This window comes from Paenibacillus sp. FSL W7-1332, assembly GCF_037969785.1.
Taxonomy (GTDB): Bacteria; Bacillota; Bacilli; order Paenibacillales; family Paenibacillaceae; genus Paenibacillus_AQ.
The window spans coordinates 1984898-2009275 of the sequence record NZ_CP150209.1; the positions used below are offsets into that span (position 1 = coordinate 1984898).

Annotated in this window: 23 protein-coding genes and 1 pseudogene; 21 read left to right on the forward strand and 3 right to left on the reverse strand. The window is 48.6% G+C overall.

The annotated features are described in order from the left end of the window. Positions 1 to 110: 110 nt before the first annotated feature. The 20 genes from MKX98_RS08610 to MKX98_RS08705 all read left to right on the forward strand — a co-directional run bounded on the left by MKX98_RS08610 (position 111) and on the right by MKX98_RS08705 (position 19369). Positions 111 to 572 (forward strand): phage holin family protein, encoded by a 462-nt coding sequence (locus MKX98_RS08610; RefSeq protein ID WP_339222601.1) that lies wholly within the window; start codon positions 111 to 113, stop codon positions 570 to 572. Then, positions 569 to 1210 carry an N-acetylmuramoyl-L-alanine amidase gene (locus tag MKX98_RS08615; protein ID WP_339222603.1) on the forward strand — a complete coding sequence of 214 codons (642 nt, stop codon included), beginning with the start codon at positions 569 to 571 and terminating at the stop codon, positions 1208 to 1210. The genes MKX98_RS08610 and MKX98_RS08615 overlap by 4 nt, the downstream gene beginning before the upstream one ends. 191 nt (positions 1211 to 1401) lie before the next feature. Beyond that, on the forward strand, positions 1402 to 1728 hold the full coding sequence (locus MKX98_RS08620; RefSeq protein WP_339222604.1) for a YolD-like family protein: 327 nt from the start codon (positions 1402 to 1404) through the stop codon (positions 1726 to 1728). 203 nt (positions 1729 to 1931) lie between these two features. After that, complete coding sequence (locus MKX98_RS08625; RefSeq protein WP_339222605.1) at positions 1932 to 2489, forward strand: hypothetical protein; 558 nt, start codon at positions 1932 to 1934, stop codon at positions 2487 to 2489. A gap of 46 nt (positions 2490 to 2535) precedes the next feature. After that, the gene (locus MKX98_RS08630; protein WP_339222607.1) at positions 2536 to 2811 is read left to right on the forward strand and encodes a hypothetical protein; all 276 of its coding nucleotides are present in this window, start codon (positions 2536 to 2538) and stop codon (positions 2809 to 2811) included. Then, complete coding sequence (locus MKX98_RS08635) at positions 2812 to 3243, forward strand: protein-export chaperone SecB (protein ID WP_339222608.1); 432 nt, start codon at positions 2812 to 2814, stop codon at positions 3241 to 3243. 306 nt (positions 3244 to 3549) lie between these two features. Beyond that, on the forward strand, positions 3550 to 4695 hold the full coding sequence (locus MKX98_RS08640; protein WP_339222610.1) for a cysteine desulfurase family protein: 1146 nt from the start codon (positions 3550 to 3552) through the stop codon (positions 4693 to 4695). 139 nt (positions 4696 to 4834) lie between these two features. After that, positions 4835 to 5356, forward strand: coding sequence for a PRC-barrel domain-containing protein (locus MKX98_RS08645; RefSeq protein ID WP_339222612.1), 522 nt, complete (start codon positions 4835 to 4837; stop codon positions 5354 to 5356). An 11-nt stretch (positions 5357 to 5367) separates the two neighbouring features. After that, entirely contained in the window at positions 5368 to 5577 is a 210-nt protein-coding gene (locus MKX98_RS08650; protein WP_071222775.1) for a hypothetical protein, read from the forward strand. Positions 5578 to 5741: 164 nt separating this feature from the next. Then, entirely contained in the window at positions 5742 to 6809 is a 1068-nt protein-coding gene (locus tag MKX98_RS08655; protein ID WP_339222614.1) for an AI-2E family transporter, read from the forward strand. A 422-nt stretch (positions 6810 to 7231) separates the two neighbouring features. After that, a complete protein-coding gene (gene alaS, locus MKX98_RS08660; RefSeq protein ID WP_339222616.1) occupies positions 7232 to 9859 on the forward strand; it encodes an alanine--tRNA ligase in 2628 nt (875 codons plus the stop codon). A gap of 217 nt (positions 9860 to 10076) precedes the next feature. Continuing rightward, on the forward strand, positions 10077 to 10337 hold the full coding sequence (locus MKX98_RS08665; RefSeq protein WP_006208869.1) for an IreB family regulatory phosphoprotein: 261 nt from the start codon (positions 10077 to 10079) through the stop codon (positions 10335 to 10337). 12 nt (positions 10338 to 10349) lie between these two features. After that, positions 10350 to 10763: a Holliday junction resolvase RuvX gene (gene ruvX, locus MKX98_RS08670; protein WP_194541519.1), complete on the forward strand. Its 414-nt coding sequence runs from the start codon at positions 10350 to 10352 to the stop codon at positions 10761 to 10763. A gap of 17 nt (positions 10764 to 10780) precedes the next feature. Further along, entirely contained in the window at positions 10781 to 11083 is a 303-nt protein-coding gene (locus MKX98_RS08675) for a DUF1292 domain-containing protein (protein ID WP_071222779.1), read from the forward strand. After that, positions 11080 to 11394: a DUF1292 domain-containing protein gene (locus tag MKX98_RS08680; protein ID WP_233354791.1), complete on the forward strand. Its 315-nt coding sequence runs from the start codon at positions 11080 to 11082 to the stop codon at positions 11392 to 11394. The genes MKX98_RS08675 and MKX98_RS08680 overlap by 4 nt, the downstream gene beginning before the upstream one ends. A gap of 94 nt (positions 11395 to 11488) precedes the next feature. Further along, positions 11489 to 12532, forward strand: a complete 1044-nt coding sequence (mltG, locus tag MKX98_RS08685) for an endolytic transglycosylase MltG (protein WP_339224363.1) — start codon at positions 11489 to 11491, stop codon at positions 12530 to 12532. A gap of 108 nt (positions 12533 to 12640) precedes the next feature. Beyond that, positions 12641 to 13573: a peptidase U32 family protein gene (locus tag MKX98_RS08690; RefSeq protein ID WP_220686123.1), complete on the forward strand. Its 933-nt coding sequence runs from the start codon at positions 12641 to 12643 to the stop codon at positions 13571 to 13573. A 12-nt stretch (positions 13574 to 13585) separates the two neighbouring features. Then, on the forward strand, positions 13586 to 14929 hold the full coding sequence (locus MKX98_RS08695; RefSeq protein WP_194541521.1) for a U32 family peptidase: 1344 nt from the start codon (positions 13586 to 13588) through the stop codon (positions 14927 to 14929). A 216-nt stretch (positions 14930 to 15145) separates the two neighbouring features. Further along, positions 15146 to 17320 (forward strand): methyl-accepting chemotaxis protein, encoded by a 2175-nt coding sequence (locus tag MKX98_RS08700; protein ID WP_194541522.1) that lies wholly within the window; start codon positions 15146 to 15148, stop codon positions 17318 to 17320. Between the two features lie 258 nt (positions 17321 to 17578). Beyond that, complete coding sequence (locus MKX98_RS08705; protein WP_339222622.1) at positions 17579 to 19369, forward strand: penicillin-binding protein 2; 1791 nt, start codon at positions 17579 to 17581, stop codon at positions 19367 to 19369. Here the strand turns inward: MKX98_RS08705 and MKX98_RS08710 are convergent. Further along, positions 19318 to 20481 (reverse strand): AI-2E family transporter, encoded by a 1164-nt coding sequence (locus MKX98_RS08710; protein WP_194541527.1) that lies wholly within the window; start codon positions 20479 to 20481, stop codon positions 19318 to 19320. The two genes, MKX98_RS08705 and MKX98_RS08710, sit on opposite strands and share 52 nt — an antisense overlap. Positions 20482 to 20623: 142 nt before the next feature. Between MKX98_RS08710 and MKX98_RS08715 the strand changes: the two genes are divergently transcribed. Next, complete coding sequence (locus tag MKX98_RS08715) at positions 20624 to 22006, forward strand: polysaccharide deacetylase family protein (RefSeq protein WP_339222624.1); 1383 nt, start codon at positions 20624 to 20626, stop codon at positions 22004 to 22006. A 137-nt stretch (positions 22007 to 22143) separates the two neighbouring features. On the opposite strand, the gene ilvD is transcribed toward MKX98_RS08715, so the two are convergent. After that, positions 22144 to 23832 (reverse strand): dihydroxy-acid dehydratase, encoded by a 1689-nt coding sequence (gene ilvD / locus MKX98_RS08720; protein WP_194541529.1) that lies wholly within the window; start codon positions 23830 to 23832, stop codon positions 22144 to 22146. 237 nt (positions 23833 to 24069) lie between these two features. After that, positions 24070 to 24309: pseudogene (locus MKX98_RS08725) on the reverse strand (general stress protein); the annotation flags it as partial. Positions 24310 to 24378 lie beyond the last annotated feature (69 nt).

The window sequence follows — 24378 nt, forward strand, 5'->3', positions numbered from 1 at the left end:
AAAATTATCGCGATTCTGCATTGAGAATGCCCGACAGCGCCGAATAAGGCGTTTTTATTTTGCCCTCAGAGCCGATCTGGGGGCTATTTTACTCGAGAGGATTGATCTAAATGGATAAGGTTAAATCATTTATTATCGAAGCCGGTGCCGCATTGGTACCGGCTTTTGATTACTTTTACGGAGAGGGTGACGCAGTGGCTGCCATTATGGTAACCCTGCTGTTCTTCGTGATTATGGACTGGATTAGCGGAGTGAGAGCCGCAAAGAAAGATTTCACCTATGCCAGCCGGTACGGTTTGGATGGTGTTATTCGAACATTCTTTATTCTGCTCCTGCCAGCGGGCGGGCATCTGCTGGATGTCGTGCTGTCGTTACCTGGCGTAATTTTTGGTGCCCTAGCATTCGGCACACTGTATCATGTCGTACAAAGTATGACGGCTAACTCTATCCGGGCAGGGTGGGGTGACTGGCTGCCTCTGCCGGTCCTGAACGCGATTATCGAATGGGTTAAATCGGAGCTGGATAAAAAGATTCAACGTGCAGAGTCACGGAAAGGGGGATCAGCAGAATGACAAAGCTTAACTTTGTTGACCCAGGACTTAAATTTAGGTATGCCTTAGATCCGCCGCCTTCCAAGGTGGCTTATTTAGTACAGCACCATATGGCTCATAAGACGTGGGGGATCCATGAGGTCCACGAATTCCATAAAAACTCCAGAGGCTGGAACGGGATCGGTTATAACTGGTGGATTGGGTTTGACGGAACGATCTATGAAGGCCGCGGCTTCCATTATGGGGCAGGGGTATCAATTCACAACCACGATACCCTCCACGTTGGGTACCAAGGCGATTTCACACAACAGCAGATGACTGACGCGCAGCTTGCTTCAGGGATTGCTTTAAATGCGTTGCTATTGGATAAATATCCTTCGGCAAAGGTCGCCGGCCATAATGAACTGGCTTCGACAGCTTGCCCAGGTCAATATTTCCGGATGAACGAACTCAAACAAGGATTATCAAAAAAGGGGGCCACCAACGTGAAACAAAATAGCGAAAAGGTAAATGTCATTGTGGACGGAAAGCAGATCAAGGACGGTAAGCTGGAGAACGGAGTAACATATGTACCTTTACGGACAGTAGGCGAGGCGTTGGGGGCAAAAATAGGATGGGATAAGGATACCAAGACAGCCACGCTCGACACGAAGGTATAAATGATCATTAAGCGGCTATACTCATATTGAGTGATGTATCCCCAAAACATATTCACTCTCCCTCTATAAATGTCACGTTGGATATAAGAGCAAAGACCCTACTGGCTTAGGCTGGTGGGGTTCTTTTTTGTTTTCGGAACTGTTATAATACAAACATATGTTCTTATATTGAATATGAGGAGGGCACTATTGTGAGCAAAAAGTTGGAGGGTAACGGGCTTTGGGAATCGAGTCGCATGATGCTTCCAGAACGCAAGGAAGCTATCATACGCCTACAATTACAGGAAGGGAGAAAAGACCGGCCGACACTGGATCGACAAGAATTTGAGTTGATTGAACAAGCGTTGGCCGAATCTTTTCATGAACACCGTACCATAACAGTAAGGCTGTTTGATGAGTATGAAGATACGGAGTTAATAGGTATTGTCGTACTGATCCACACGTTCAGGCGAGAAATCAAATTGTCTATTGCTGAGGGTGATTGGCGATGGATTAAGATTGACGATATGTTTCATTAAGGTGAATGCCCATCTGTTCCTATGGTCATACAAGAAGCTTCTTTTTATTGTTAAGGGAATTATTATTCCTGAAAAGAGGACTTGACCAACTATTTGTCGAAGTGTATGTTTCATATTAGTTAATATGAAACATACACGACATAAAAAGCGTAAAAGAAGTTAAGGAGAAGTAGCTTTATGCCGATAAGGATACAGGTGAGGAAATGACTGGAAGTGAAGCGTACTATGTTTTACATCTTCATCATGGAACAAGTAAAACTTACTCGAATATGATAACTGAGAGTGGGTTTGAGTTCCCAAAAGTTAAAAGAAAAGATCACTGGTTAGGAAATGGAATTTATTTTTTTCGTGAGGATAAGGAGCAAGCTATGATGTGGGCTTGTTCTAAATTCAAGGACAGTGCCACTGAGACTGAAGTTCATGTACTTCAAACGAGATTTGAAATTCATGAGGATAACTTTCTTGATCTTGACAGCAGAGGCGGGTTATCAAAGTTCGAGACCTTTGTTGATGCAGTGAAGAAACAGCTTGGTGAAGTAAAGTTCAAGTCTGATCCTGCTAAGCTTAGGAATTTCATCATGGATATGTTGCCTAAGAAATACACTGTAATACAAAGAACTTTTGATGTGACCTCAAAAAGGTTCGACAATCACCCCATACTTGCAGCTGCTGAATTGAATCTTCACGGCAAACAGGTTTGCATCAGGGATAAATCGGTGATAACTGGTGATATTAACGTAGTCATGACCAAAAGTCTGTAGCTTAACGCTTTTTTCTTGTGGTTAATAATAATAAGAGGTGATTTCCATGTTGGAAATGAGCATGAATGAAATTCTTAAGTTGGCGAAAGAGTGGGGGATTGAATATGAAGTAGATTCTGCAACCCCGGGTTTTTTCACTGAGGACGATAACGGCAATGAAAAGCAGGTTTCTTTGGAAGAATTGCTCCTCATCGATCCAGCTGTAGATTTAGACAACTCGATTTCAAATGCGTTGAACGCAACTCTGAATACGAACACAAAAGAAATCGAGTTAGGTTTTATGTTTTTTGACATTAATGATACTAATAAGGTGGCGGCTTAAGTGTTAGCAGCAATTCAATTGAAATCATACTATGTCTCGGATATTTCATTTACTTATACTCCTGAATCTGAGTCTATTGAAAACAAACGCGTAGGTTTCACACATGAAATAAATTTCAATCCAAACGATGAGGTTGAGGTAATTCTTAGTTGTTCCATTGAAGATCAGTCAGGTCTTAACTTAGATGTTGTTCTTCATGGACTTTTCGAAGTTACTATTCCAAATGAGGATACCGAAAAATTGGGTTACAAGGTAAAGGATCTATGTGAGCAGAATACGTTATCTATCCTCTTTCCGTACTTACGAAGTGCAATTTCGGATATTTCACTCAAGGCAAATGTGGATCCAATAATTCTGCCGACCATAAATATTGTGGCATTGATTAATGAGCAGAAGAAAAGAACAGAAAATGACATAATGAGCCTAGACTAAGCTTTAATTTTGTGGACTAGGCTCTTGTTTTGCATCATACATAACTAAACGGGACCTTTTCCAATATAGATTGGAATGGTCCCGTTTGTCTTAGTGATGGTCAACTTAGAGAGTGTCTAATGGGCGAGAAGGGGCTATGTGAAACCCACACTTTACACACAAAAAAGCCTGTAGGTTGTTGTTTTTCCTTGTAGGTTGTACTATGATGTAAGACGCTAAAATCTTGATTCTGAAAGGGTTGTTGTAGATGAACTTTAATCTTGTACATCCTGTCAGATATTTCTATATTTAAGGGTGACGACGGATATGAGATCAGTATATTTGGATCATGCCGCATCAACCCCGGTTCATCCGGAGGTTGCCGAGCGGATGATGAATGTGATGACAAGCCAATACGGCAATGCTTCAAGCGTTCATGCTTTTGGACGGGAAGCGAAGAAGATCGTGAACGGGGCGCGTGATCGAATTGCGTCCCTTTTAGGATGCCAATCGGACGAGCTGGTGTTCACCGCCGGCGGAACCGAGAGCGATAATCTGGCTATCCTTGGATTGCTGGAGTCGCTTGGCCTGAAGGGCAATCATGTGATTACGTCGGCGGTTGAACACCATGCGGTGCTTCATACGTGCCACGAGCTGGAACGGCGGGGCTGTGAGGTTACCTATGTCCCCGTCGACTCTACTGGGCGTGTCTCTGTGGAGGACATTGCGGACGCCATTCAGGACAACACAGTGCTGGTTACCATTATGTATGGCAACAATGAAGTAGGCACCGTTCAGCCGATCGTCGAAATCGGCGAGCTCTGCCGCAGCCGGAACATCGTGTTCCATACCGATGCTGTTCAAGCCTTGGGATCGGAAACGATCAACTGCCGCGAGCTTCCTGTGGATATGTGGAGTTTTTCCGCCCACAAAATCAACGGACCCCAGGGCGTCGGAGCATTGGTTGTCCGCAGAGGTCTCAGCGTATCTCCGCGTCTGTTCGGAGGGCTGCAGGAGAAGAAGCGTCGCGCCGGAACAGAGAATATGGCTGGAATTGCCGGTTTTACAGCAGCAGTGGAATGGACCGTTCATAATATGGAGGCGCGTATCCAGCATTATCGCGAGCTGAGATCGACGCTGCTTGAAGGGCTTCGTCAGGAGATTGGCGAGGATGCTTTTGTGATCAACGGAAACTCGGAACATTACCTACCTCACATCCTAAATATCAGCTTTCCCGGTGCCAATACGGAGACGATGCTGATGAACCTCGATATGGAAGGAATTGCGGCGGCAAGCGGCTCGGCTTGTACGTCGGGATCTCTGGAGATATCCCATGTACTCCAAGCAATGAAACTTTCTGATCCTGTTTTGCGCTCCGCGATTCGTTTTAGTTTCGGTTTGGGTAATACTACTCAAGAAATGGAGTACACTGCCCAAAAAATTGGAACCATCCTTAATCGGTTACGTAAATAGATGTTAAGGGATTTCTCCTTCTAGGGAATAGGGGGTATGCGTTCGTCCATTTCATCCTTGGAAATGGCCCGTCAGGCTAACGAAATTTTGACCGGCGGCTGATTTCAAACCATGAAGGATGAGGAGGTGTCCACCGTATATGAAGCTTCAAGAAATGATTGGACTGGCTGTATTCGACGTGGAGAACGGTAAGGAAATCGGCAAAATCCACGATTTTATACTAGATGAGAACTGGTTGATTACCGGTTTGGAGCTGGAAGGCAAGGCTTTGTTTTCCACGCATGTGAAAAGCGTCTCATGGGAAGATATCGTCGCATACGGGGAAGATGCCGTCATGATCCGGAGCCAAGAGGCTGTCCGCAAGCTGGGCGCCAATGATATATCGCTTACGTACCTTTTGGGCAAGCGCAAACTGAAAGAGATGCAGGTCTTGACAGAGGATGGTATCCTGCTCGGGCGTATATCGGATGTTTATTTTGAGCAGGAACAGGGCAATACAATACTAGGGTTGGAAATATCCGATGGATTTGTCTCGGATTTGATCGAAGGTCGCAAATGGCTGCCTTGCACAGCGGAAATGGCTATCGGCGAAAGTGCCGTTATGGTACCCCCGATGAGCGAACAGCGTCTGGAAAAAGCCATTAATTCTGTGAACGGATAGGGTGAGGTAGGATGAAATGTCCAAACTGTAGTTCCAAAGATATCGGGAAAATCGGCTCCCACCAGTTTTATTGCTGGGGTTGCTTTATCGAATTGACAGTCAACGGAGAGAAAATGTCCGTATACCAGGTAGAAGAGGATGGCACGCTCAGCTCGCTGGATGACTTGTTCTTCGGTGATGAAATGCAGCCGGATTTCCCTCCTATGCACGCGTCTTCCTAAAGAACGCGTACATATTGTAAGTTAAAGATAACGACTCCTTGCTGAAGGCCTGTATGGCTGAGGCAGCAGGAGTCTTTTTCATTTGGGCCGGCGGAAATGTTAGTTTATTTCTGGAAGCTTGTACATATACTACAGGGTAGCTTTCGAAAAAGGAGGGTGCCTGTGTGGAACAGCTGACCGAAAACAAATGGTTTCGATTGTTGGTATGGTTAATGCTTGGACTCATCTCTCTTTACTTTGTCTGGCTGCTGCGTCCGCTGTTTCTGGATGTCTATCGATTTCTCAAAGCTGTCCTGGCGCCATTTCTGGTTGCCATGATCATATCTTATGTGCTCAATCCGGTTGTATGCATGCTCTCTGACCGCAAAGTGCCGCGGAGTATGGCGGTGCTGCTTATTTATGCCGTCTTTCTCACGTCGCTTGCCGTCATTCTGATGAACATGATCCCGATGCTGATTCGGCAGCTGGAGGAGCTCAACGAGCATTTGCCTGAATTAACGATGAACGCCCAAAGTCTGATGACCAATCTGGACAGCAGGCTGCTGCCTCCGGGAGTAAGGACAGGCGTCAACAGCTGGTTCTTGCAGATGGAATCGAGGCTGGCCGGAGGGATCTCGGATTTCATGGACAATATCGGCAACACGATTAATATCCTGTTTAATGTGTTAATTGTTCCATTCTTGATCTTCTACATATTAAAAGATTTTGAGGTGTTTCAGCGAACCGCTGTATCCTATCTGCCGCGGAGCCGCCGGAAGTCGATTGTCACGCTGCTTAAAGAGATTGACGAGGCTCTGGGGAATTATGTCCGCGGACAATTCCTGGTATGCTTAATCATCGGCGTACTGGCATATGTAGGGTATATGATTGTTGGTATGCCGTACGCACTGCTGCTGGCAAGCATCGTGGCGGTGTTTAACATCATTCCGTATTTGGGCCCTTTTCTCGGGGCGGCGCCTGCGCTTGTGATGGCGTCCACGATTTCCTGGAAGATGGTGCTGCTGGTGGTGGTGGTTAATATGATCTGCCAGACGCTGGAGAGCAACATCATTTCGCCCCAAGTGGTGGGGAAAAAGCTGCATATGCATCCGCTCCTGATCATTTTTGCACTCCTTGTCGGCGGTCAGATCGCCGGAACCGTGGGCTTGATTTTGGCTGTTCCCGTCTTTGCCGTCATCAAAGTGCTGCTGCAGCATTTTTTCGCTTATTATGTCAGAAGGAAATCCGGCTGAAGACTCCAGTCTGTAGCGGCAATGTTCATGCATTGACAGATAGTTACGCCCTATATATACTTGAAATGATAAACCTATAAACGTACAAATCGATGAGAAAATCAAGTAGGCTTTGCGTACCTTGCCCAGAGAACAGGTTCCTGCCCGGAGAATTTCCGGCTGGCTGCGAGAACCTGGAAGCGAACCTAAGCCGAATGCTAATTTTTGAGTGTGATTCAAATTCACCGGGTGGCCCCCGTTATCCAGCCGTTACGAGGCGATCGTCACATATGTGATTCCAGGAGGACCCTGCTGGAGGATGAATGGACGATAACCAGGGTGGTACCGCGAGAACATCGTCCCTGAATTTAATTCAGGGGCGTTTTTTTGTGTTCGGAACCAAGTGATCCGGACGCCATATTATGACTGGAGGAAGTGTAGAGATGAAAGCTAGTGAAATCCGTTCCAAATGGCTAGAGTTTTTTGCAGAGAAAGGCCACAATATCGAGCCAAGTGCATCGCTTGTTCCGCACAATGACCCGTCCCTGCTCTGGATTAATGCAGGCATGGCTCCGCTCAAGCCTTATTTTGACGGGCGTGTGAAGCCGGAGAATCCGAGAATTGCGAATTCGCAAAAATGTATTCGGACCAATGATATTGAGAATGTCGGCAAAACCCGTCGTCACCATACATTCTTCGAAATGTTGGGCAACTTCTCCATTGGGGATTATTTTAAAGAAGAGGTTATCACCTGGGCTTGGGAGTTCCTGACGGACAAGAAATGGATCGGCTTCGATCCGGAGAAACTGTCCGTTACCGTGTATCCGGAAGACGAGGAAGCCTTCAAATTGTGGAATGAAAAAATCGGACTGCCGAAGGAACGCATCATTAAGCTGCAGGATAACTTTTGGGATATCGGCGAAGGACCTTGCGGACCTTGTACCGAGATTTTCTATGATCGCGGTGAAGGATACGACACGGATGCTCCGGAATCCGAAATGTTCCCTGGCGGTGAGAATGAACGCTGGCTCGAAGTATGGAACCTCGTATTCTCCCAGTTCAACCACAACAAGGACGGCAGCTATACACCGCTTCCGAACAAGAACATTGATACGGGTGCGGGACTCGAGCGCTTTGCTTCCATCCTGCAAAACGTAGCGTCCAACTTCGATACCGACCTGTTCCAGCCGATCATCCAGAAGACGGCAGAGCTTGCCGGCGTTAAATACAATGAGAAGACGGAGTACGATATCGCGCTGAAGGTCATTGCAGACCATATCCGTACGGTTGCGTTCGCAGTAGGCGATGGCGTGCTGCCTTCCAACGAAGGCCGCGGTTATGTCATCCGTCGTTTGCTCCGCCGTGCGGTTCGTTACGGAAAGGTGCTCGGGCTGGACAAACCATTCATGTATACATTGACCGGTACCGTAGGCGATATTATGGGCGTATACTATCCAGAGGTCGTTGAGAAGCGCGCCTTTATCGAGAAGGTCATCGCAACGGAAGAAGAACAGTTCCACAAAACGCTCTCCGACGGCTTGAACATCTTGGCTGACGTTAGCGCCGAAGCGAAGAAGCAGGGCAAATCGGTCATCAGCGGCAGCGACGCGTTCAAATTGTATGATACGTATGGCTTCCCGTTTGATTTAACGGAGGATTATGCGTCCGAACACGGATTGACCGTGGACCGTGAAGGCTTTGATGCTGCGATGAAGGAACAGCGTGATCGTGCGCGTGCGGCCCGTCATGAAACGGAAAGCATGAAGATTCAAGGCGGCGTTCTTTCCGATTATACGGTTAAAAGTGAATTTGTTGGATATAATGACACCGTCAGCGAGGCGAAAGTGCTCGCCATTGTTTCCGGTGACAGCTTCGCAGACAGCGTCAGTGAAGGCGAGACCTGTCAGGTCATTCTGGACGTTACCCCGTTCTATGCCGAAAGCGGCGGTCAGGTCAGCGACCAGGGGATGATAGAAGGCGGATCCGTTCGTGCCAGAGTGGAAGGTCTTTTCAAGGCTCCGCATGGACAGCATGTGCATTTCGTAACCGTAGAGCTCGGCGAGCTTAAAGTGGGCGATACGGTCAAAGCGCAGGTGGACTCCGCTATGCGCAATGATATCGTCAAGAACCATACCGCCACACACCTTTTGCATAAAGCATTGAAGGAAGTGCTGGGCGATCATGTCAATCAGGCAGGTTCCCTTGTTGAACCGCAGCGTCTGCGCTTCGACTTCTCCCACTTCGGCAGCATTACGCCTGAAGAGCTGGCCGATATTGAGCGCCGCGTGAATGAACAGGTATGGAAGAGCATTCCGGTTGTTATCGAGCGCAAGGCCATTGATGAAGCGAAGGCGATGGGCGCCATGGCATTGTTCGGAGAGAAATACGGAGATATCGTCCGTGTCGTTCAGGTCGGAGATTACAGCATCGAGCTCTGCGGCGGATGCCATGTAGGCAACACCTCCCAGATCGGAATCTTCAAGCTGCTTGGCGAGAGCGGCATCGGCTCCGGCGTTCGCCGCATTGAAGCCGTAACGGGACGTTACGCTTATGAGCATCTGGAAGGCCAAATGGATCTGCTCAAGCAAGCCGCAGGTTTGTTGAAGAGCAATCTTGCGGACGTGCCGAAGCGGATTGAAGGCCTGAACCAGCAGGTGAAGGATCTTGCCCGGGAGAACGAGTCCCTGCAAGGCAAACTTGGAGCGATTGAGGCTAGCCAGTTGACCGATAAAGTGAAGCAGGTCGGAAACACGTCGCTGCTTGCAGCTGAAGTGCAGGCTGGCAGCATGGATGGACTCCGCGGCATTGCTGACGAATTGAAGGGCAAGCTGCCGGAGGCGATCCTCGTGCTCGGCTCCAAAGCAGGCGACAAGGTGAATTTCGTCGTAGCCGTTCCGCAGCATCTGGTGAAGCAGGGCTATCATGCCGGCAAGCTCGTTAAAGAAGTGGCTTCGATATGCGGCGGAGGCGGCGGAGGCCGTCCGGATATGGCGCAAGCCGGGGGCAAGGATGGTTCCAAACTGACCCAGGCGCTGCAGCACGCCGAGGATCTCATAGCCCGGGGCGTGTAACAGATTTGTCCAGATTGTGTACAGCTGGCAATCGTAAGCGGGATCCAACGTTTTGCTGTACACAATCCCGAATTTTTTGGAACACTCTCTAAATATTTCGCTTTCGATTTCCGTAGAGACTTAGGATTATGTTATGATATAACTAGATCAAGCTGGTAAATATTTATTCGACGAAGCATGGTAAACATGTTCTTTGAAGAAGCGAGGTGTGTCACACATGGACTCCATGGATAAGACTGTCAAGTTCAATGTAAAAGGTGATGAAAAGGAGGCTTCCGCCCAGGACATTCTACTTTCGGTGTACGATTCGCTGGTAGAGAAGGAGTACAATCCGATTAACCAAATCGTAGGGTATCTTTTGTCCGGGGATCCCGCTTATATACCTCGGCACAATAATGCCAGAAGTTTGATCCGGAAAAAAGAGCGAGATGAATTGATTGAAGAACTGGTCCGGTTCTATTTAGCCAGTCACCGTTAGGAGCACACAGGGATGAAGAAGATCATGGGATTGGATTACGGGGACCGCAGAATCGGTGTTGCCATAAGCGACGCGTTCGGATGGACGGCCCAAGGGGTTGAAGTTATCGAGCGCCGCCGTGATGAAGGCGAACTGGACAGAATTGCCGCACTCGTCAAAGATAACGAGGTCGGTGAAATCGTGGTCGGCTTGCCTAAAAATATGAACGGCACGATTGGTCCGCGGGGCGAAATCTGCATGGAATTCGCAAGCACATTGCGAGAGTCCCTATCCTTACCCGTTCACCTTTGGGATGAACGGCTATCAACAGTATCCGCTGAAAGGACATTGCTTGAAGCCGATGTCAGCCGAAAGAAGCGAAAACAGGTTGTAGATAAAATGGCGGCAAGCTTGATTTTGCAAAACTACTTGGATTCTAAAAGGTAAAGGTGAGGGTGATTACAATGGCTAATGAGCATATTGGTATGGAAGAAGAACCGGAAATTATTTATATTCCCGACGATGAAGGCAACGAGGAAGAATTCGAAGTCATCATGAAATTCGAAGTGGATGGCTCGGATGCTAAATATATGATGGTCGTACCAAGGGAGTCTGCCGACGAAGAGACAGACGAGGTCTACGCCTTCCGTTATGAGGAAGACGGAGACGACTTGAAATTGTTTATGATTGAAGACGATGAAGAATGGGCCATTGTTGAAGAAACCTTCAATACGCTCGTGGAAGAGCTGGACGGGAGAGACGAATGATGTCTGATTTTTCGGTTGAGAATATCGTATGGACCCAAGTACTTAAGGAAGCATTCGGTGAGAGTGTCGAGCTTGAGGACGATAAAGGCCATATCGAGGTTTATGATATTGCCGCCGAATTTGAAGTGGATGGTCAAGGGTATGCCATTCTGGTTCAGCCGGATCGAACCGATGAGGAGTACGAGGTGCTTCGTATCGTAAAGGGCGAGGACGGCGGATTGCAGCTGTCAACCATTGACGACGACGAGGAATGGGAGAATGTGTCAGAGCTCTATGATGAGCTGACGTTTCCCGAAGGAGACGAGGATTAAGTTCCCTCCTGCAGGAGCACATGCTTAATTTTCAAATGAAAGTTCAGGAAGGGGCGGAGCTGTCCGCCCCTTTTGGTGTGAAGGGATGAGTAGATTGAAGAAACTGGCAATAGCAGTATTGGTCCTGATCCTCCTTGCGGGCGGGGCCGTATTTTACGTATGGAATGGTTTACAGCCCGTTCAAAGCTCGGAAACTCCCGTCGAATTCACCGTGGAGTCCGGCATGAGCACGTCCTCTATCGCCGATCTTCTTGAGGAAAAGGGACTGATCAAGAATGCCCTTATACTTAAAGGTTATTTAAAGCTCAGCGGGGAAGGAAGCCGTCTGATGGCAGGGACCTATGAGGCAACCCCAGGCACTCCGTTCAAGGAACTGTTATCGAAGATGAACAAAGGCGAAGTGAAGCCCGAGGAGATGGTTCGTTTCACGATCCCTGAGGGATATACGATCCTTCAAATGGCGGAGACCATCGCTCAAGAGAGCGGAATCGATGAGAAGGAATTCTTGAAAGTTGTGGATCAGCCGGCCGGCTGGGATGTTCCGATTGCTGGAGAAATTCCCCAGGAGGCAGGCCTCAGGCATCATCTAGAGGGATACTTGTTCCCTGCGACCTATAATCTGCCGAAAAAGGATATTACGGCAAAAGGTATTGTAGAAACCATGCTGAAAGAAACGGAGAAACGTTTGGCCGAAATTCCGGATTGGGAGAGTCAATTGGAGGCTCGCGGCGTAACGTTCCATGAACTCATGACCATCGCTTCGCTGGTGGAGCGGGAAGTGGTTGCAGATCAGGAGCGTGCCCTGGTGGCTGGCGTTATATATAATCGATTGGAAGAGGACATGAAGCTGGAAATCGATGCAACCGTGCAATATCTGTTGGATAAACCGAAGGAACGATTGCTTTATGCCGACCTTGAGGTTGAAAGCCCGTATAACACATATCGTCAAAAGGGTCTGCCGCCTGGCCCGATCTCGAGCCCGAGCCTGGAATCGATTCAGGCTGCTTTGAATCCGGAGAAATCCGATTATTTGTTCTATGTAACAAAGAAAGACGGTACACAAGAGCATCTGTTTGCCAAAACGTATAAAGAGCATTTGAAAAATATCGAGACCAGCAAGAAGATGGCACAACAATAATATTACGTGTTGAGCAAGTCCGCTGATACGCTGAGTGACAAGGAACAGATCCAGCTCGTACTCAGAAGAGTCTTGTTGAACAACCTCTAAGTAGGGAGGAATTTTTAAATGAGTATCAAACCTGAATTATTGGCAGCAGCCGGGTCTCTGGCTGATGCCGCTGCTTATCTGGAAGCGGGAGCCGACGCACTGCTCGTTGGCGAGGATCGATTCGGCATGAGACTGCCTGGCAGTCTGACATTGGATGAAATAACCCAAGTCGTACATCTTGCTCATGAACGAGGAAGCAAAGTGTACGTCAGCTTGAACAACTTGATGACAAATGATTTGCTGCCCGAGCTACCTGCCTATGTTAAGGCGCTCGGAGAAATCGGGGTAGACGCGGTGGAATTTAACGATCCATCCGTACTCACTACCGTAAAAGAGCTGGCTCCACAGGTAAAACTTCATTGGAACGCAGAAATGACCGCCACCAACTATTCAACGGCCAATTACTGGGGAAGCAAAGGCGCCTCCCGGGTTATACTTGCGCGTGAATTAAATATGGACGAGGTAACCGACATGAAGCCGCAGCTTCAGCTGGAAGCACAGGTTCAGGTTCATGGCATGACCAACATCTATCATTCCAAGCGGCGCCTGGTGAACAGCTATATGCAGCAGCAGGGCAGACCGGTGAATGAAGGCAGCCTTGGCAAGGAGCGCGGTTTGTTTCTCATTGAAGCTGAGCGTCAAGAAGAGAAATATCCGATCTATGAAGATATCAACGGAACCCATATTATGAGTTCGGAGGATATTTGCATTCTGGAGGATTTGCATCTGTTAATGGCAGCAGGCATGGACAGCTTTAAGGTTGAGACGCTGCTGAAGCCGCGGCATTACAATGAGCTGGTGATTCGAACCTATCGCCAAGCGATTGATTTATATGCTGCAGATGCATCCACTTATGCTTTTCAGGAAGAGTGGATGGACGGAATTCGCGCGATTCAGGATCCGGAACGTGAATTGTCGTTTGGATTTTTCTATAAGGAACAAGTTTATTAAGGAGTGGACAGCATGGAAGCAATGGCACAGCCAAAGTACAAGGGCAAACGCTATCGCCTGGACAAGCCGGAATTGCTCGCCCCGGCGGGTAATCTGGAAAAACTGAAATTTGCGGTGCATTATGGCGCCGATGCGGTATACATTGGGGGCCAGAAATACGGGCTTCGTTCAAATGCGGACAATTTCAGTTTTGAAGAAATGAAAGAGGGCGTGGAGTTCGCCAAGAAATACGGCGCCAAAGTATTTGTGGCAACCAACATATATGCGCATAATGAGGACATTGAGGGAATTGAAGCCTACCTGCGAAGTTTGGAGGAAGCAGGCATTGCGGCAATCATCGCCGCAGATCCGGCAATTATTGAAGTGGCCAAACGTGCCGCGCCCAAGCTCGAAGTTCATCTGAGCACACAGCAATCCACGCTGAATTGGCAGGCCGTGAAGTTCTGGAAGGATGAAGGATTGCCGCGGGTTGTACTTGGACGCGAGGCGAGTCTGGAGGAAATCGCGGCGATTAAAGAGCATGTCGATATTGAGATTGAGGCCTTTATCCATGGCGCGATGTGCTCCTCGTTCTCCGGTCGCTGCGTGTTGTCCAATCATTTTACGGATCGTGATTCCAACCGGGGCGGATGCTGCCAATCCTGCCGTTGGAAATACGATTTGTTTGTGGATGGAAGAGAAGAGCAAGGCCAGTGGGTATCGGAAGAGCAGCAGTTGATGGAACAGCCGGCCCCTGCTCCGTCCCCATTCAAACCGGGCGTTACGCAGATCCCGTTGTTCCAGCCGGAAGACAACCAGTTTACGATGGGGTCGAAGGATCTCTGCATGCTCGAGCATATTCCGGATCTGATTGAGGTGGGAATCGACAGCTTCAAGATTGAAGGACGGATGAAGTCGATCCATTACGTAGCGACTGTGGTTAATGTATATCGACAGGCGATTGATTCCTATATGGCTGACCCTGATCATTATGTATTGAAGCCGGAATGGATCGAAGAAATTAATAAAGCGGCCAATCGACCGCTGAATACCGGGTTCTTCTATGATACACCGGACCATGAGGATCATATCTATGAACCCGAAGAGAAGGCGGTCCCTTATGACTTCGCCGGCCTGGTGATGGACTATGACGAGAAGTCGGGAACGGCTGTCATTCAGCAGCGGAACCACTTTAAGCCAGGGGATGAAATCGAGTTTTTCGGACCGGAAGGAACCTTCTTTAAGCAGGCAGTTGGTCCTATTGAGGATGAGAACGGCAGTGAACTTGATGCAGCTCGCCATCCTTTGCAGCTCATTCGCATGAAGGTGGATCAGCCGGTGCGCCATTTTGATATGATGAGAAAGCGTAAAGGGTAACAAAAAAATAGATCTAAAGAACTACACAATTGAGAATCCGGGTCTGTGGATGGACCTTGGATTCTTTTTGTTTGTAAAAAAATTAGGGATTAAGAATTATTTTTTTGCGAAAACCCAAAGGAAAACACCTCCAATTGTCGAAATAAAGAGTAACGAATACGTTGCAAGGGATTGGACCGACGTATTAATAATATGATTGTGGTAGGTGAACAGCTAATGTCAGAAGTTGAGCAGCATGATAAGAAGCCGAAAAAGGGCAAGAAGCCCGGGGGTATCAAAGAGAAAAAGGAAAAATCTTCGGCATCAACAGGGATACATACTGCCAAGTCGTTTTTTTCAAACGTGGGAACGGCTATAAGCCGGATGCCGATGAACCCGGCGAAATCCGTCGGAATTCGATTGTTCCTGATCTTTTTGTCAGCGATTGTATTTTTTGTGATCGTCTTGGGTTATCTGTCCTACGATAAGGCGAAGAGCACGATTGAGAAGAATGCTGCAAACGGCAATCAGCAGACGATCATTCAAACCTCTGAGAAAATCGACATCATTCTGGAGAAGTACGAGAATGCCGGTAGACAAATCTTCTATGACATTGAATTGCAGAAGTTGTTGTCTGAATACACGGATAAAAAGTTAAGCGATTACGACGCGTTTACGGTGGAGCGCAGCATTCGGGATAAACTATCCAATCAGATTACATCGGATTCGTCGATCCGAGCCATTTATTTGATTCCTACCAAGAGTGAGAAGATCATATCGGCAGGTCAAGCCTCAGAGTCTTCGAAAACCGTCCTTGAGCAAAGCTGGTATACCGAATTGAAGGAAGGCGACAAGAAGATTATGTGGCTGCCAACGATGCAGAACAGCGGGGCACCATATTTCACGATTGCCCGTTCTTTAGGGTCTATGAACGATCTGACTTCAACGTATGTGGTGATGTTTGAACTTAACGCCTCGGTACTGGATACGCAGCTGAAGGGAATCAACCTGGGCGAGAACGGCCAGCTGCAATTGATCAGTCCGGAAGGCATCGTTGTTTCCTCCAGCGAGTCCTCCATTGTAGGTTCGGAAACCGCTTGGACGTTTGCGAAGGAATTTCCGGCCGACACCAAAACGGATGACGTAAGAACGAAGGATGAGGAAGGAAGAAATGTGCTGGCGGTTTATAATACGCTGAACACCAACGATTGGAAGCTCGTAGGATCTGTCCAAACCAGCGAGCTGACGAAGGATGCATCAAGCATACTGGTCATCACGCTTATCGTGGCTGCCATCGACGTTATTTTTGCCATTCTGATCGGGATTTGGATGGTAAGAATGATTGCCCGTCCATTAGGCAAGCTTAACCTGTTGATGAAGGAAGGCGCCAAAGGCAATTTGAATGTTCGCACAGACCATAAGAGCCAGGACGAAATCGGTCAGCTCTCCGCAAGCTTTAACGATATGATGGAGCAGATTACCGGACTCGTTCAGCAAACGAGCAATACCGCTCAGGAAGTGCTTAGAACGGCAACCGAGTTAAGTGATGCCTCGAAGAAGACGGCTATTTCCGCCAAAGAAATTGCCGTAGCGACCGAGGAAATTGCCAACGGTGCCAGCAGTCTGGCGGTTGAAGCCGAGCGCGGCAGCGATCTGACCAACAATATCTCGAAGCAGATGCAAATGGTCGTTTCAGCCAACGAAGAGATGGGCAAATCGGCCCGTCACGTGGAAAGCGCGAGTGAGCTTGGAACGAAGCATTTGAGCGACTTGCTGGATAAGACCCATCAGACTGAGGATATGACCCGTTCCATGATGCACAAGGTTGATGGCTTGAAGGAGACAACCTCCTCGGTTGTCAAAGTGCTGGACGTACTTCAGAATATTACAAAGCAAACGAATATCCTTTCATTGAATGCAACAATCGAGGCTGCCCGTGCTGGGGCGGCTGGTAAAGGCTTTATGGTCGTGGCCGATGAGATCCGCCAGCTGGCAGACCAATCCAGGCAGTCCATTGATATGGTGAGCCAGATTACAGACCGGATCATGACCGAGATGAATGAAACCGTCCAGGTATTGCTGGATGCGAATCCTCTCTTCAAAGGTCAGATGGACGCTGTTAAGGAAACAAATGATATCTTCGTATCCGTTCAGCAGCAGATGGTCGATTTTATCGAATCCTTGGATTCGGTAACGCATTCGATTGATGAACTGAATGAATCTCAGAATGTACTTTCGGAAGCGATGAGTAATGTGAGCGCGGTAGCGGAAGAATCCTCCGCAACTTCGGAAGAGGTAGCTTCTCTCTCTACAGAGCAGCAAAGCGTCAGCAGTCAGCTGGTTAATCTATCATCGCAGCTGGAGAATGTATCGAATGACCTGAAAGAGACCTTGTCTCGTTTTAGATTGTAGGATTGAAATATAATTCAAAGGCTGCTCCATCCGTATAAGCTGATGGGGCAGCCTTTTTTTTAGTTTACAGAGTGTACAAGTCTTCAGCGTGCGAATAAGCGACGAAGCATAGGCTCCACTTTGTGGGGTTATTTTTGATGCCGGATAATCGGGGTTGTCTTTTCTGGAGAGCTCATTTTGGTAGAGAAGCGAGGGTGATTGAGGCAGGTTCCATATGGAAATAATGATGAGACATCGACCATATTGGAGGAGCAAGACATGAGGCTTATCCGCAATAAGCGAATTACATACGGATGGCTAATACTCACGCTTTTAATCGCCGTATTGACGCTGCGTCTTGCATGGGTGCAGCTTGTGATGAAGCATCAGCGCGTTCCCGGCAGCCGGCATACGATGGTAGAGGCATCGCTGATCCAGAGGGAGCGGGGCCTTGTGCTGGATTCGGGTCGCGGTCATTTTACGGATCGGAACGGAAAACCGCTCACGGGCAAACTTATCTGGGCAGCCGTGATGTTTCCTGCTGGCGAGCAGGAACTAAAGAACTCCCATCATCAGTTAGTGAAGCTGGCCCGTATACTGGGAACAAATAAGGATCATTTGATACAGACCTGGGGTAAGTTAAAGGAACCAGAATTGTGGCATGGGGACAAATCCCTCATTCCTCGTTCCTTAACCAAAGATGAGATTGCGCAGATTCAAGAGCTTGAACTACCGAAACTCAAGGTTCTTCCCTATGAGCAGCGATACGGCAATCGCCAATCGGGAATGCAGTGGCTTGGTTTTGTGTCTGGTCAGCGTAAGGAAAGCCTGTTCTTTGACGATTATCCAGTGGTTACCGGAACCAGTGGATTGGAGAAAACGATGGATTCGTTGATACGGGGGGAAGGGCCGACCATTGTCTATTTTCCGGTTAACAGCACCAATGAAGTCATTCAGGATATCAAGCCCATGGTGAAGGCGCCTGACAATCGGTACTATCCATTACGGATATCCACCACGATTGATATCGATATTCAACAAGGGATTGAGGCTATAACGGAGAAAGCGGGCATGAAAGAAGGGGCGGTTGTTGTGCTGGATGCCCGCAATGCGGATATCGTGGCCATGGTTTCAAGACCATTCTACAATCCGGAGCAGATTCACCCGAAGGATGGTCAGTGGGAGAATCGCGGGTTGAAGGCAGCTACACCAGGGTCCATCTTCAAGCTGGTCACGGCTGCAGCCGTACTTGAGCATGGTTTAAGCTCTGAAGGAGAACATTTCCATTGTGATGGCGAATACGGTAAGTTCGGAATGTCCTGCTGGAAAAAAGGGGGGCATGGAACGATTGATCTTCGTGAAGGCTTCGCGGAATCATGCAACGTCGTATTTGCTACACTTGCAGAGAGACTGTCCGCTCAGCAAATGGCAGAGGCGGCCTCTGCACTGGGATTCGGGCAAACGGTAGGCTGGAAATCCCAGCAGTTTCTAGGGCTTCGTTCTTTTGCGCCATTGGATCATGAAGAGAAGGGTACGGTATTTTCCAGCTTGGCGGACGCCTCTGATGCGGGTGTTAGAGTCCAGACTGGCATAGGTCAAAGGGACACTGCCGTATCCCCGCTGCAAGCCGCCAATGCGATGGTAACGCTGCTACATGGCGGGGTGAAGACCCAGCCCCGTATTTTACAGCAGATCCGGTATGCTAACGGGCAATTGCTGCAAGATACGGATCCTTTAAAGGATCGAACATCTGGAAAAGGTATTTCCCGGGAAACCTCTTCCATTCTGCTCGAGTGGATGGAGAATGTTGTCGAAGAGGGAACAGGCAGCTCATTAAAAAATCGCATATGGACTCTTGCAGGTAAATCCGGTACGGCCCAGGTAACAGTGAAAGGCCGTACCCGAAACAACCAGTGGTTTGTCGGGTACGGCCCAGTGGAGAAGCCACGTTATGCCGTGGCTGTATTGGTTGAGAATCGGAACCCGAACAGCAGCAATCAGGCAACCGACATATTCGGTCAGGTTTCCGATTTCTTGGCTTCGGTTGAATCGGCCTCCGGCTCTGCGTAAGAGCGGGACATGTCCCATGGAGACACATCGAATTCTTCACTCGGCAGCCGGATCCACTGCTTCAGATATCCCTGCGTAAGCAGTTCCTTGATGAGAATCAGCAGGATAGGCGCCAGGATCAAACCGGCAACTCCAAAAATGGACAGCGAGATCATCATAAAAGACAACATCAGAAATGCAGAGGATACGCCGATCGAGTTTCCTGTAATTTTAGGCTCGAGCAGCTGTCTGGAAATGACAACCACGGCAAGCAGCACGATCAAGCCAATGGCGAGTCCCGTGTTCCCGACGATGAACAAATAGGTAATCCACGGAATAAGAATAACGGGAACACCCAGCAGCGGCAATACATCGAACACGGCGCAGATGAGCGCAACGGACAGCGAATTCCCCGTACCTAATATCAGAAGTCCTATATATACAATAACAAAGGTAATGCTGACCAGCTTCATCTGAGCTTTTAAATAGGAGCCAATTGCCTTGAATACATTATCTTTGAGGAATACAAAAGCCGTCTTGAGGGTTCTTGGCGTCTTGTCTTTGGCGATTCTCCGCCAGCTGCCGATCTCAGTGCTCAGGAAGAAGGCAAGGATAATCGCAACCCCGAAATTCGCGATGAACGAGGAGAACGACCCCATAAATCCGACGACATAATGGAAAAATGATTCTGCAGCACCTTGGGCAAAGGTAGTGATGTCCTGGAAATAACCGTTCAGACGTTCTGTCAAATCCGGTGGCAGGGCGTCGAGCCTGGTCTGCAGGAATATGAGGGTTTCCGAGAAATGTTTTTGGATCGTTTGGGTGTAAGCCGGCAAATTATCCTGCAGGTTCATGAACTGCGACACGATGAGAGCCCCTGCTCCGAACAGGACGCCCAGGATGACGAGCAGGAAGAGCAGAACGGATATAGCCGCGGCAAATGGTTTCGGGAGCCCCCTGCGGTGCAAAAATTTGGAGAAAGGCTCGATAATCAGGAAAACGAGGAAAGATAAAAACACCGGAGCCGCAATTTGGTACAGCTTGCTGAATATGAACATGATGAGGTAAACCGTAAGCACGATTAAACCTATATCAAAGGCGGTTCTCCAATATTTTTTATACAAGGGAAGCATAGTGGGATATCGGCTCCTTTATACTTTATTAATTGATATCATTGTACACGATTTGTGAAAAAAAAGCCTATTTCTTTAAGTGCTATGCTAAAATAATAATAGTGGGTTCATTAGAAAAAGAAATAAAAAGCGGGGAGTTAGCATGCAAACATTACTGCTATGGTTGTTTTACCTTTCATCTTTTTATGCATTTATTCCCGGCATCTTGACCCGGATATTTGGTTTCCGAGTATTTCGCAGGGGAACAGGCTCGAAAGACTTTGCCTTAACCTTTGATGATGGTCCTGATCCGATCTATACACCAAGACTTCTGGATCTTTTGAAGCAGTATAATATGAAGGCGACGTTTTTCCTGGTGGGTTCCCATGCCGAGAAGCATCCAGAAGTTGTAAAACGCATTCATAGTGAAGGTCATCTGATCGGGATTCACAACTATGTTCACAAGAGCAATTGGTTCATGCGGCCGGTCACCGTCCGTAAACAAGTCAAGCGCACGGATGATATTATTTACTCTATCACCGGTGAACGATCGAGTTATTACAGACCGCCCTGGGGAATCGTGAATTTATTCGATTTTGCCAAGAATACCGGCTGCCGGATCATCCTATGGTCCTCAATGTTTAATGATTGGCGGAGCAAGATCGGCGCCGACAAGCTGACCCAGCGAATGCTTTCCAAGCTTAACGGTGGTGAGGTTATGCTCTTACATGACTGCGGTACGACGATGGGGGCGAATCCCGATGCACCGGAGCAAATGCTGATCGCGCTGGAACGTGTTCTGAAAGTCGCAGAGCAGAAGGGAATGAGAAGCATCCGAATCGACGATATGATGGCGAAGGAAAGCAAAGCGAAAGCGAAGAAGCTGTCTCCTCTGAAGCGTATGATCGTCTCGTTGTGGCTTCTGTGGGAAAAAGGATTTCATGCGGTATTTGCGCTCAAAACGGTCTCGCCGGCAGATCCGATGCTGCATTTCCGAAAGCGCGCTTTTACCGGCAAAACGGTCGTGATGGAAGATGGCAGCCAGCTTGAAAAGGGAGACCAGGTGCTGGAGCTCCATTTTGATAACAAAAAATTGTTTGAGATCGGCAGCCGCTCCCGTTCGGAAGTGCAGCTCGCCATCAAAATGATTCGTGCCGTGCAGAAAGATCTGCCTTCTCTGGCTAATATGGTATTGGAACGGCCTGAGTACAAGGATATCAGGGGATTGTATGCTGTAACCATGATTTCACGGGGACCGGAGCAATTCGGATTTCATGTCATGGATTTACCGCGGGGACTGTTTGCAAGCTCGTCCAGACTGTATCTGAAGCTGCTGCTTAGCGTTATTCATCCGAAAGGGCAGGCCCGTCTTAAAGAGGGCAGTCAGATCATGGAGCCAAAAATGCTGATGATGCCGGTGGATGTTCTGATCGGGCGGTATGCTGAGAAGAAGAGTCAGGTTCAGCCTCCATCCGAGGAGCAGCAGGAAATAGAGCAGGAACATGTGGCTGACCTGGCGGTTGCCGGTGCATCGCAGGGCATGTAGTTCATCGAATCGATGGTTTACTGTCATTATGTATGGATTATCTCATAGATGTGATGTGGATATAAAAAAAAGGGGTTATCCCCGCAGGCTTCAATGCCTGCGAGGGATAACCCCTTTGCTTTTGTACGAATGATGAATTAGATTTTCAATACGCCGCCTGAGCTGGCGTTCGTAACAAGCTTCGAGTAGCGAGCAAGATAACCGGTCTTCACTTTCGGTTCGAAGTCAACCCATTTGCTGCGGCGTACAGCCATTTCCTCATCGGAAACGTCCAGCAATTGAATGGTCCGGTTATTCAGGTCAAGCTCGATGATATCACCGTCTTCAACGAAAGCGATAGGTCCGCCTTCCGCCGCTTCCGGCGAGATATGGCCGATGCTGATACCACGGGAAGCACCGGAGAAGCGTCCGTCTGTGATCAGACCGACTTTGGCTCCGAGTCCCATACCTGCGATCTGTGAGGTCGGCGCCAGCATTTCCGGCATACCCGGTCCGCCCTTAGGCCCTTCATAACGAATGACAACCACATGACCTTCCTTGACCTTGCCGTTGGCAATGCCGCTAAGCGCCTCGTCCTGAGAGTTAAAGCAGATAGCAGGCCCTTTATGGTATCCGCCAACCGATGGATCAACGGCACCGACTTTGATGATAGAACCTTCAGGAGCCAGATTGCCATACAGTACCGCGAGACCGCCGCGTTCGGAATACGGGGAATCGATCGGATGGATGACGTTCTCATCCTGGATTTCACAGCCCGCTACATTCTCGGCCAGCGTCTTGCCCGTTACGGTGATGCAATCCCCGTGTAGTGCGCCCGGCTTCTTGAGAAGCTCATGCAGAACCGCGCTCACACCGCCTGCCAAGTGTACATCTTCAATAAAGTAATCCGAAGCTGGAGCCAGCTTGGAGATGTGAGGAACGCGGTCAGCAACTTCGTTGATCCGCTCCAGCGGGTAATCGAGACCTGCTTCTTGTGCGAGAGCCAGCGTATGAAGCACGGTGTTGGTGGACCCGCCCATCGCCATATCCAGCGCAAACGCGTTGTCGATTGCTTCAACGGTTACGATATCACGCGGCTTGAGGTCCATTTTGACGAGTTCCATCAATTGTTTGGCGGATTGTTTGACGAATTCTTTACGCTCTTCGGCGATGGCAAGAATAGTACCATTACCCGGGAGAGCAAGACCCAGCGCTTCGGCTAGACAGTTCATGGAGTTAGCGGTGAACATGCCGGAGCAGGAACCGCAGGTTGGACAACCGAATTGTTCCAGTTCCAGGAGCTCATCATCATTGATTTTGCCGACCTGGTGAGCGCCGACGCCTTCAAATACGGAGGTCAGGGACAATTTGCGGCCTTTGCTGTCCACGCCGGCTTTCATCGGCCCGCCGCTGACAAACACCGTAGGGATATTGACGCGCAGGGCACCCATCAGCATGCCGGGCGTGATTTTGTCACAGTTCGGGATACACACCATGCCATCGAACCAGTGAGCCGATACGACGGTTTCTAGGGAATCCGCTATGATCTCGCGGCTTGGCAGCGAGTAGCGCATGCCGATATGACCCATGGCAATTCCGTCATCCACGCCGATGGTGTTGAACTCGAACGGAACGCCGCCAGCTTCACGGATCGCTTCCTTCACGATTTTACCGAATTCCTGAAGATGCACATGACCCGGAACGATGTCGATGTAAGAGTTACATACGGCGATGAACGGTTTGCCGAAATCCTCTTCCTTAACGCCTGCTGCACGCAGAAGGCTGCGGTGCGGCGCGCGGTCAAAGCCTTTTTTGATCATGTCTGAACGCATTTTTTTGGTTGTCATGATGTCGATTTCCCCCCAGATCTATTATAAAATTGTTACGCTTTAGCGCGGTCTTCCGGCAAAGCAGCCGGGTACCTGTAATCAGCGAATAGGTTTTAAATGAGTCTATCACAAAAAGGTAGGTTTTTCTACATGATATTAATAGGAAGCGATGGAAAGACGCCAGCTGTGATGGCATGCAAAGAGCCTGTTTCCCTAGGGTGGGATCAGGCTCCTTTTTGAGTGGTGATGCTATTTCTTGCCGCCTTTGCGGCCAATTTCCTGATAGAATTCACGATTATGATTCCGCGAGGTGGCTTCGCCGCCCTTTTGACCGATTTCCTGGTAAAACTCGCGGCTATGGTTCTTGGACGTCGCTTTGCCGCCTTTTTTACCGATTTCCTGGTAGAATTCTCGGCTGTGTTTTTTCGCGGTCGCTTCGCCGCCAAGACGTCCTGCTTCTTCGCGGGTCATCTTTCGATTGCTGCTTGTTGCCATCACAAATCACTCCTTTACCGTCGTATTTGCTATGCGTATATGTTACTTACCACGGCTTATTTGTCATGA

Coding starts and splice junctions, on each gene's coding strand:
- MKX98_RS08610 (WP_339222601.1), top strand. CDS start 111: ATGGATAAGGTTAAATCATTTATTATCGAAGCCGGTGCCGCATTGGTA.
- MKX98_RS08615 (WP_339222603.1), top strand. CDS start 569: ATGACAAAGCTTAACTTTGTTGACCCAGGACTTAAATTTAGGTATGCC.
- MKX98_RS08625 (WP_339222605.1), top strand. CDS start 1,932: ATGACTGGAAGTGAAGCGTACTATGTTTTACATCTTCATCATGGAACA.
- MKX98_RS08630 (WP_339222607.1), top strand. CDS start 2,536: ATGTTGGAAATGAGCATGAATGAAATTCTTAAGTTGGCGAAAGAGTGG.
- MKX98_RS08640 (WP_339222610.1), top strand. CDS start 3,550: ATGAGATCAGTATATTTGGATCATGCCGCATCAACCCCGGTTCATCCG.
- MKX98_RS08645 (WP_339222612.1), top strand. CDS start 4,835: ATGAAGCTTCAAGAAATGATTGGACTGGCTGTATTCGACGTGGAGAAC.
- MKX98_RS08650 (WP_071222775.1), top strand. CDS start 5,368: ATGAAATGTCCAAACTGTAGTTCCAAAGATATCGGGAAAATCGGCTCC.
- alaS (WP_339222616.1), top strand. CDS start 7,232: ATGAAAGCTAGTGAAATCCGTTCCAAATGGCTAGAGTTTTTTGCAGAG.
- MKX98_RS08665 (WP_006208869.1), top strand. CDS start 10,077: ATGGACTCCATGGATAAGACTGTCAAGTTCAATGTAAAAGGTGATGAA.
- ruvX (WP_194541519.1), top strand. CDS start 10,350: ATGAAGAAGATCATGGGATTGGATTACGGGGACCGCAGAATCGGTGTT.
- MKX98_RS08675 (WP_071222779.1), top strand. CDS start 10,781: ATGGCTAATGAGCATATTGGTATGGAAGAAGAACCGGAAATTATTTAT.
- MKX98_RS08680 (WP_233354791.1), top strand. CDS start 11,080: ATGATGTCTGATTTTTCGGTTGAGAATATCGTATGGACCCAAGTACTT.
- MKX98_RS08690 (WP_220686123.1), top strand. CDS start 12,641: ATGAGTATCAAACCTGAATTATTGGCAGCAGCCGGGTCTCTGGCTGAT.
- MKX98_RS08695 (WP_194541521.1), top strand. CDS start 13,586: ATGGAAGCAATGGCACAGCCAAAGTACAAGGGCAAACGCTATCGCCTG.
- MKX98_RS08700 (WP_194541522.1), top strand. CDS start 15,146: ATGTCAGAAGTTGAGCAGCATGATAAGAAGCCGAAAAAGGGCAAGAAG.
- MKX98_RS08705 (WP_339222622.1), top strand. CDS start 17,579: ATGAGGCTTATCCGCAATAAGCGAATTACATACGGATGGCTAATACTC.
- MKX98_RS08710 (WP_194541527.1), bottom strand. CDS start 20,481: ATGCTTCCCTTGTATAAAAAATATTGGAGAACCGCCTTTGATATAGGT.
- MKX98_RS08715 (WP_339222624.1), top strand. CDS start 20,624: ATGCAAACATTACTGCTATGGTTGTTTTACCTTTCATCTTTTTATGCA.
- ilvD (WP_194541529.1), bottom strand. CDS start 23,832: ATGACAACCAAAAAAATGCGTTCAGACATGATCAAAAAAGGCTTTGAC.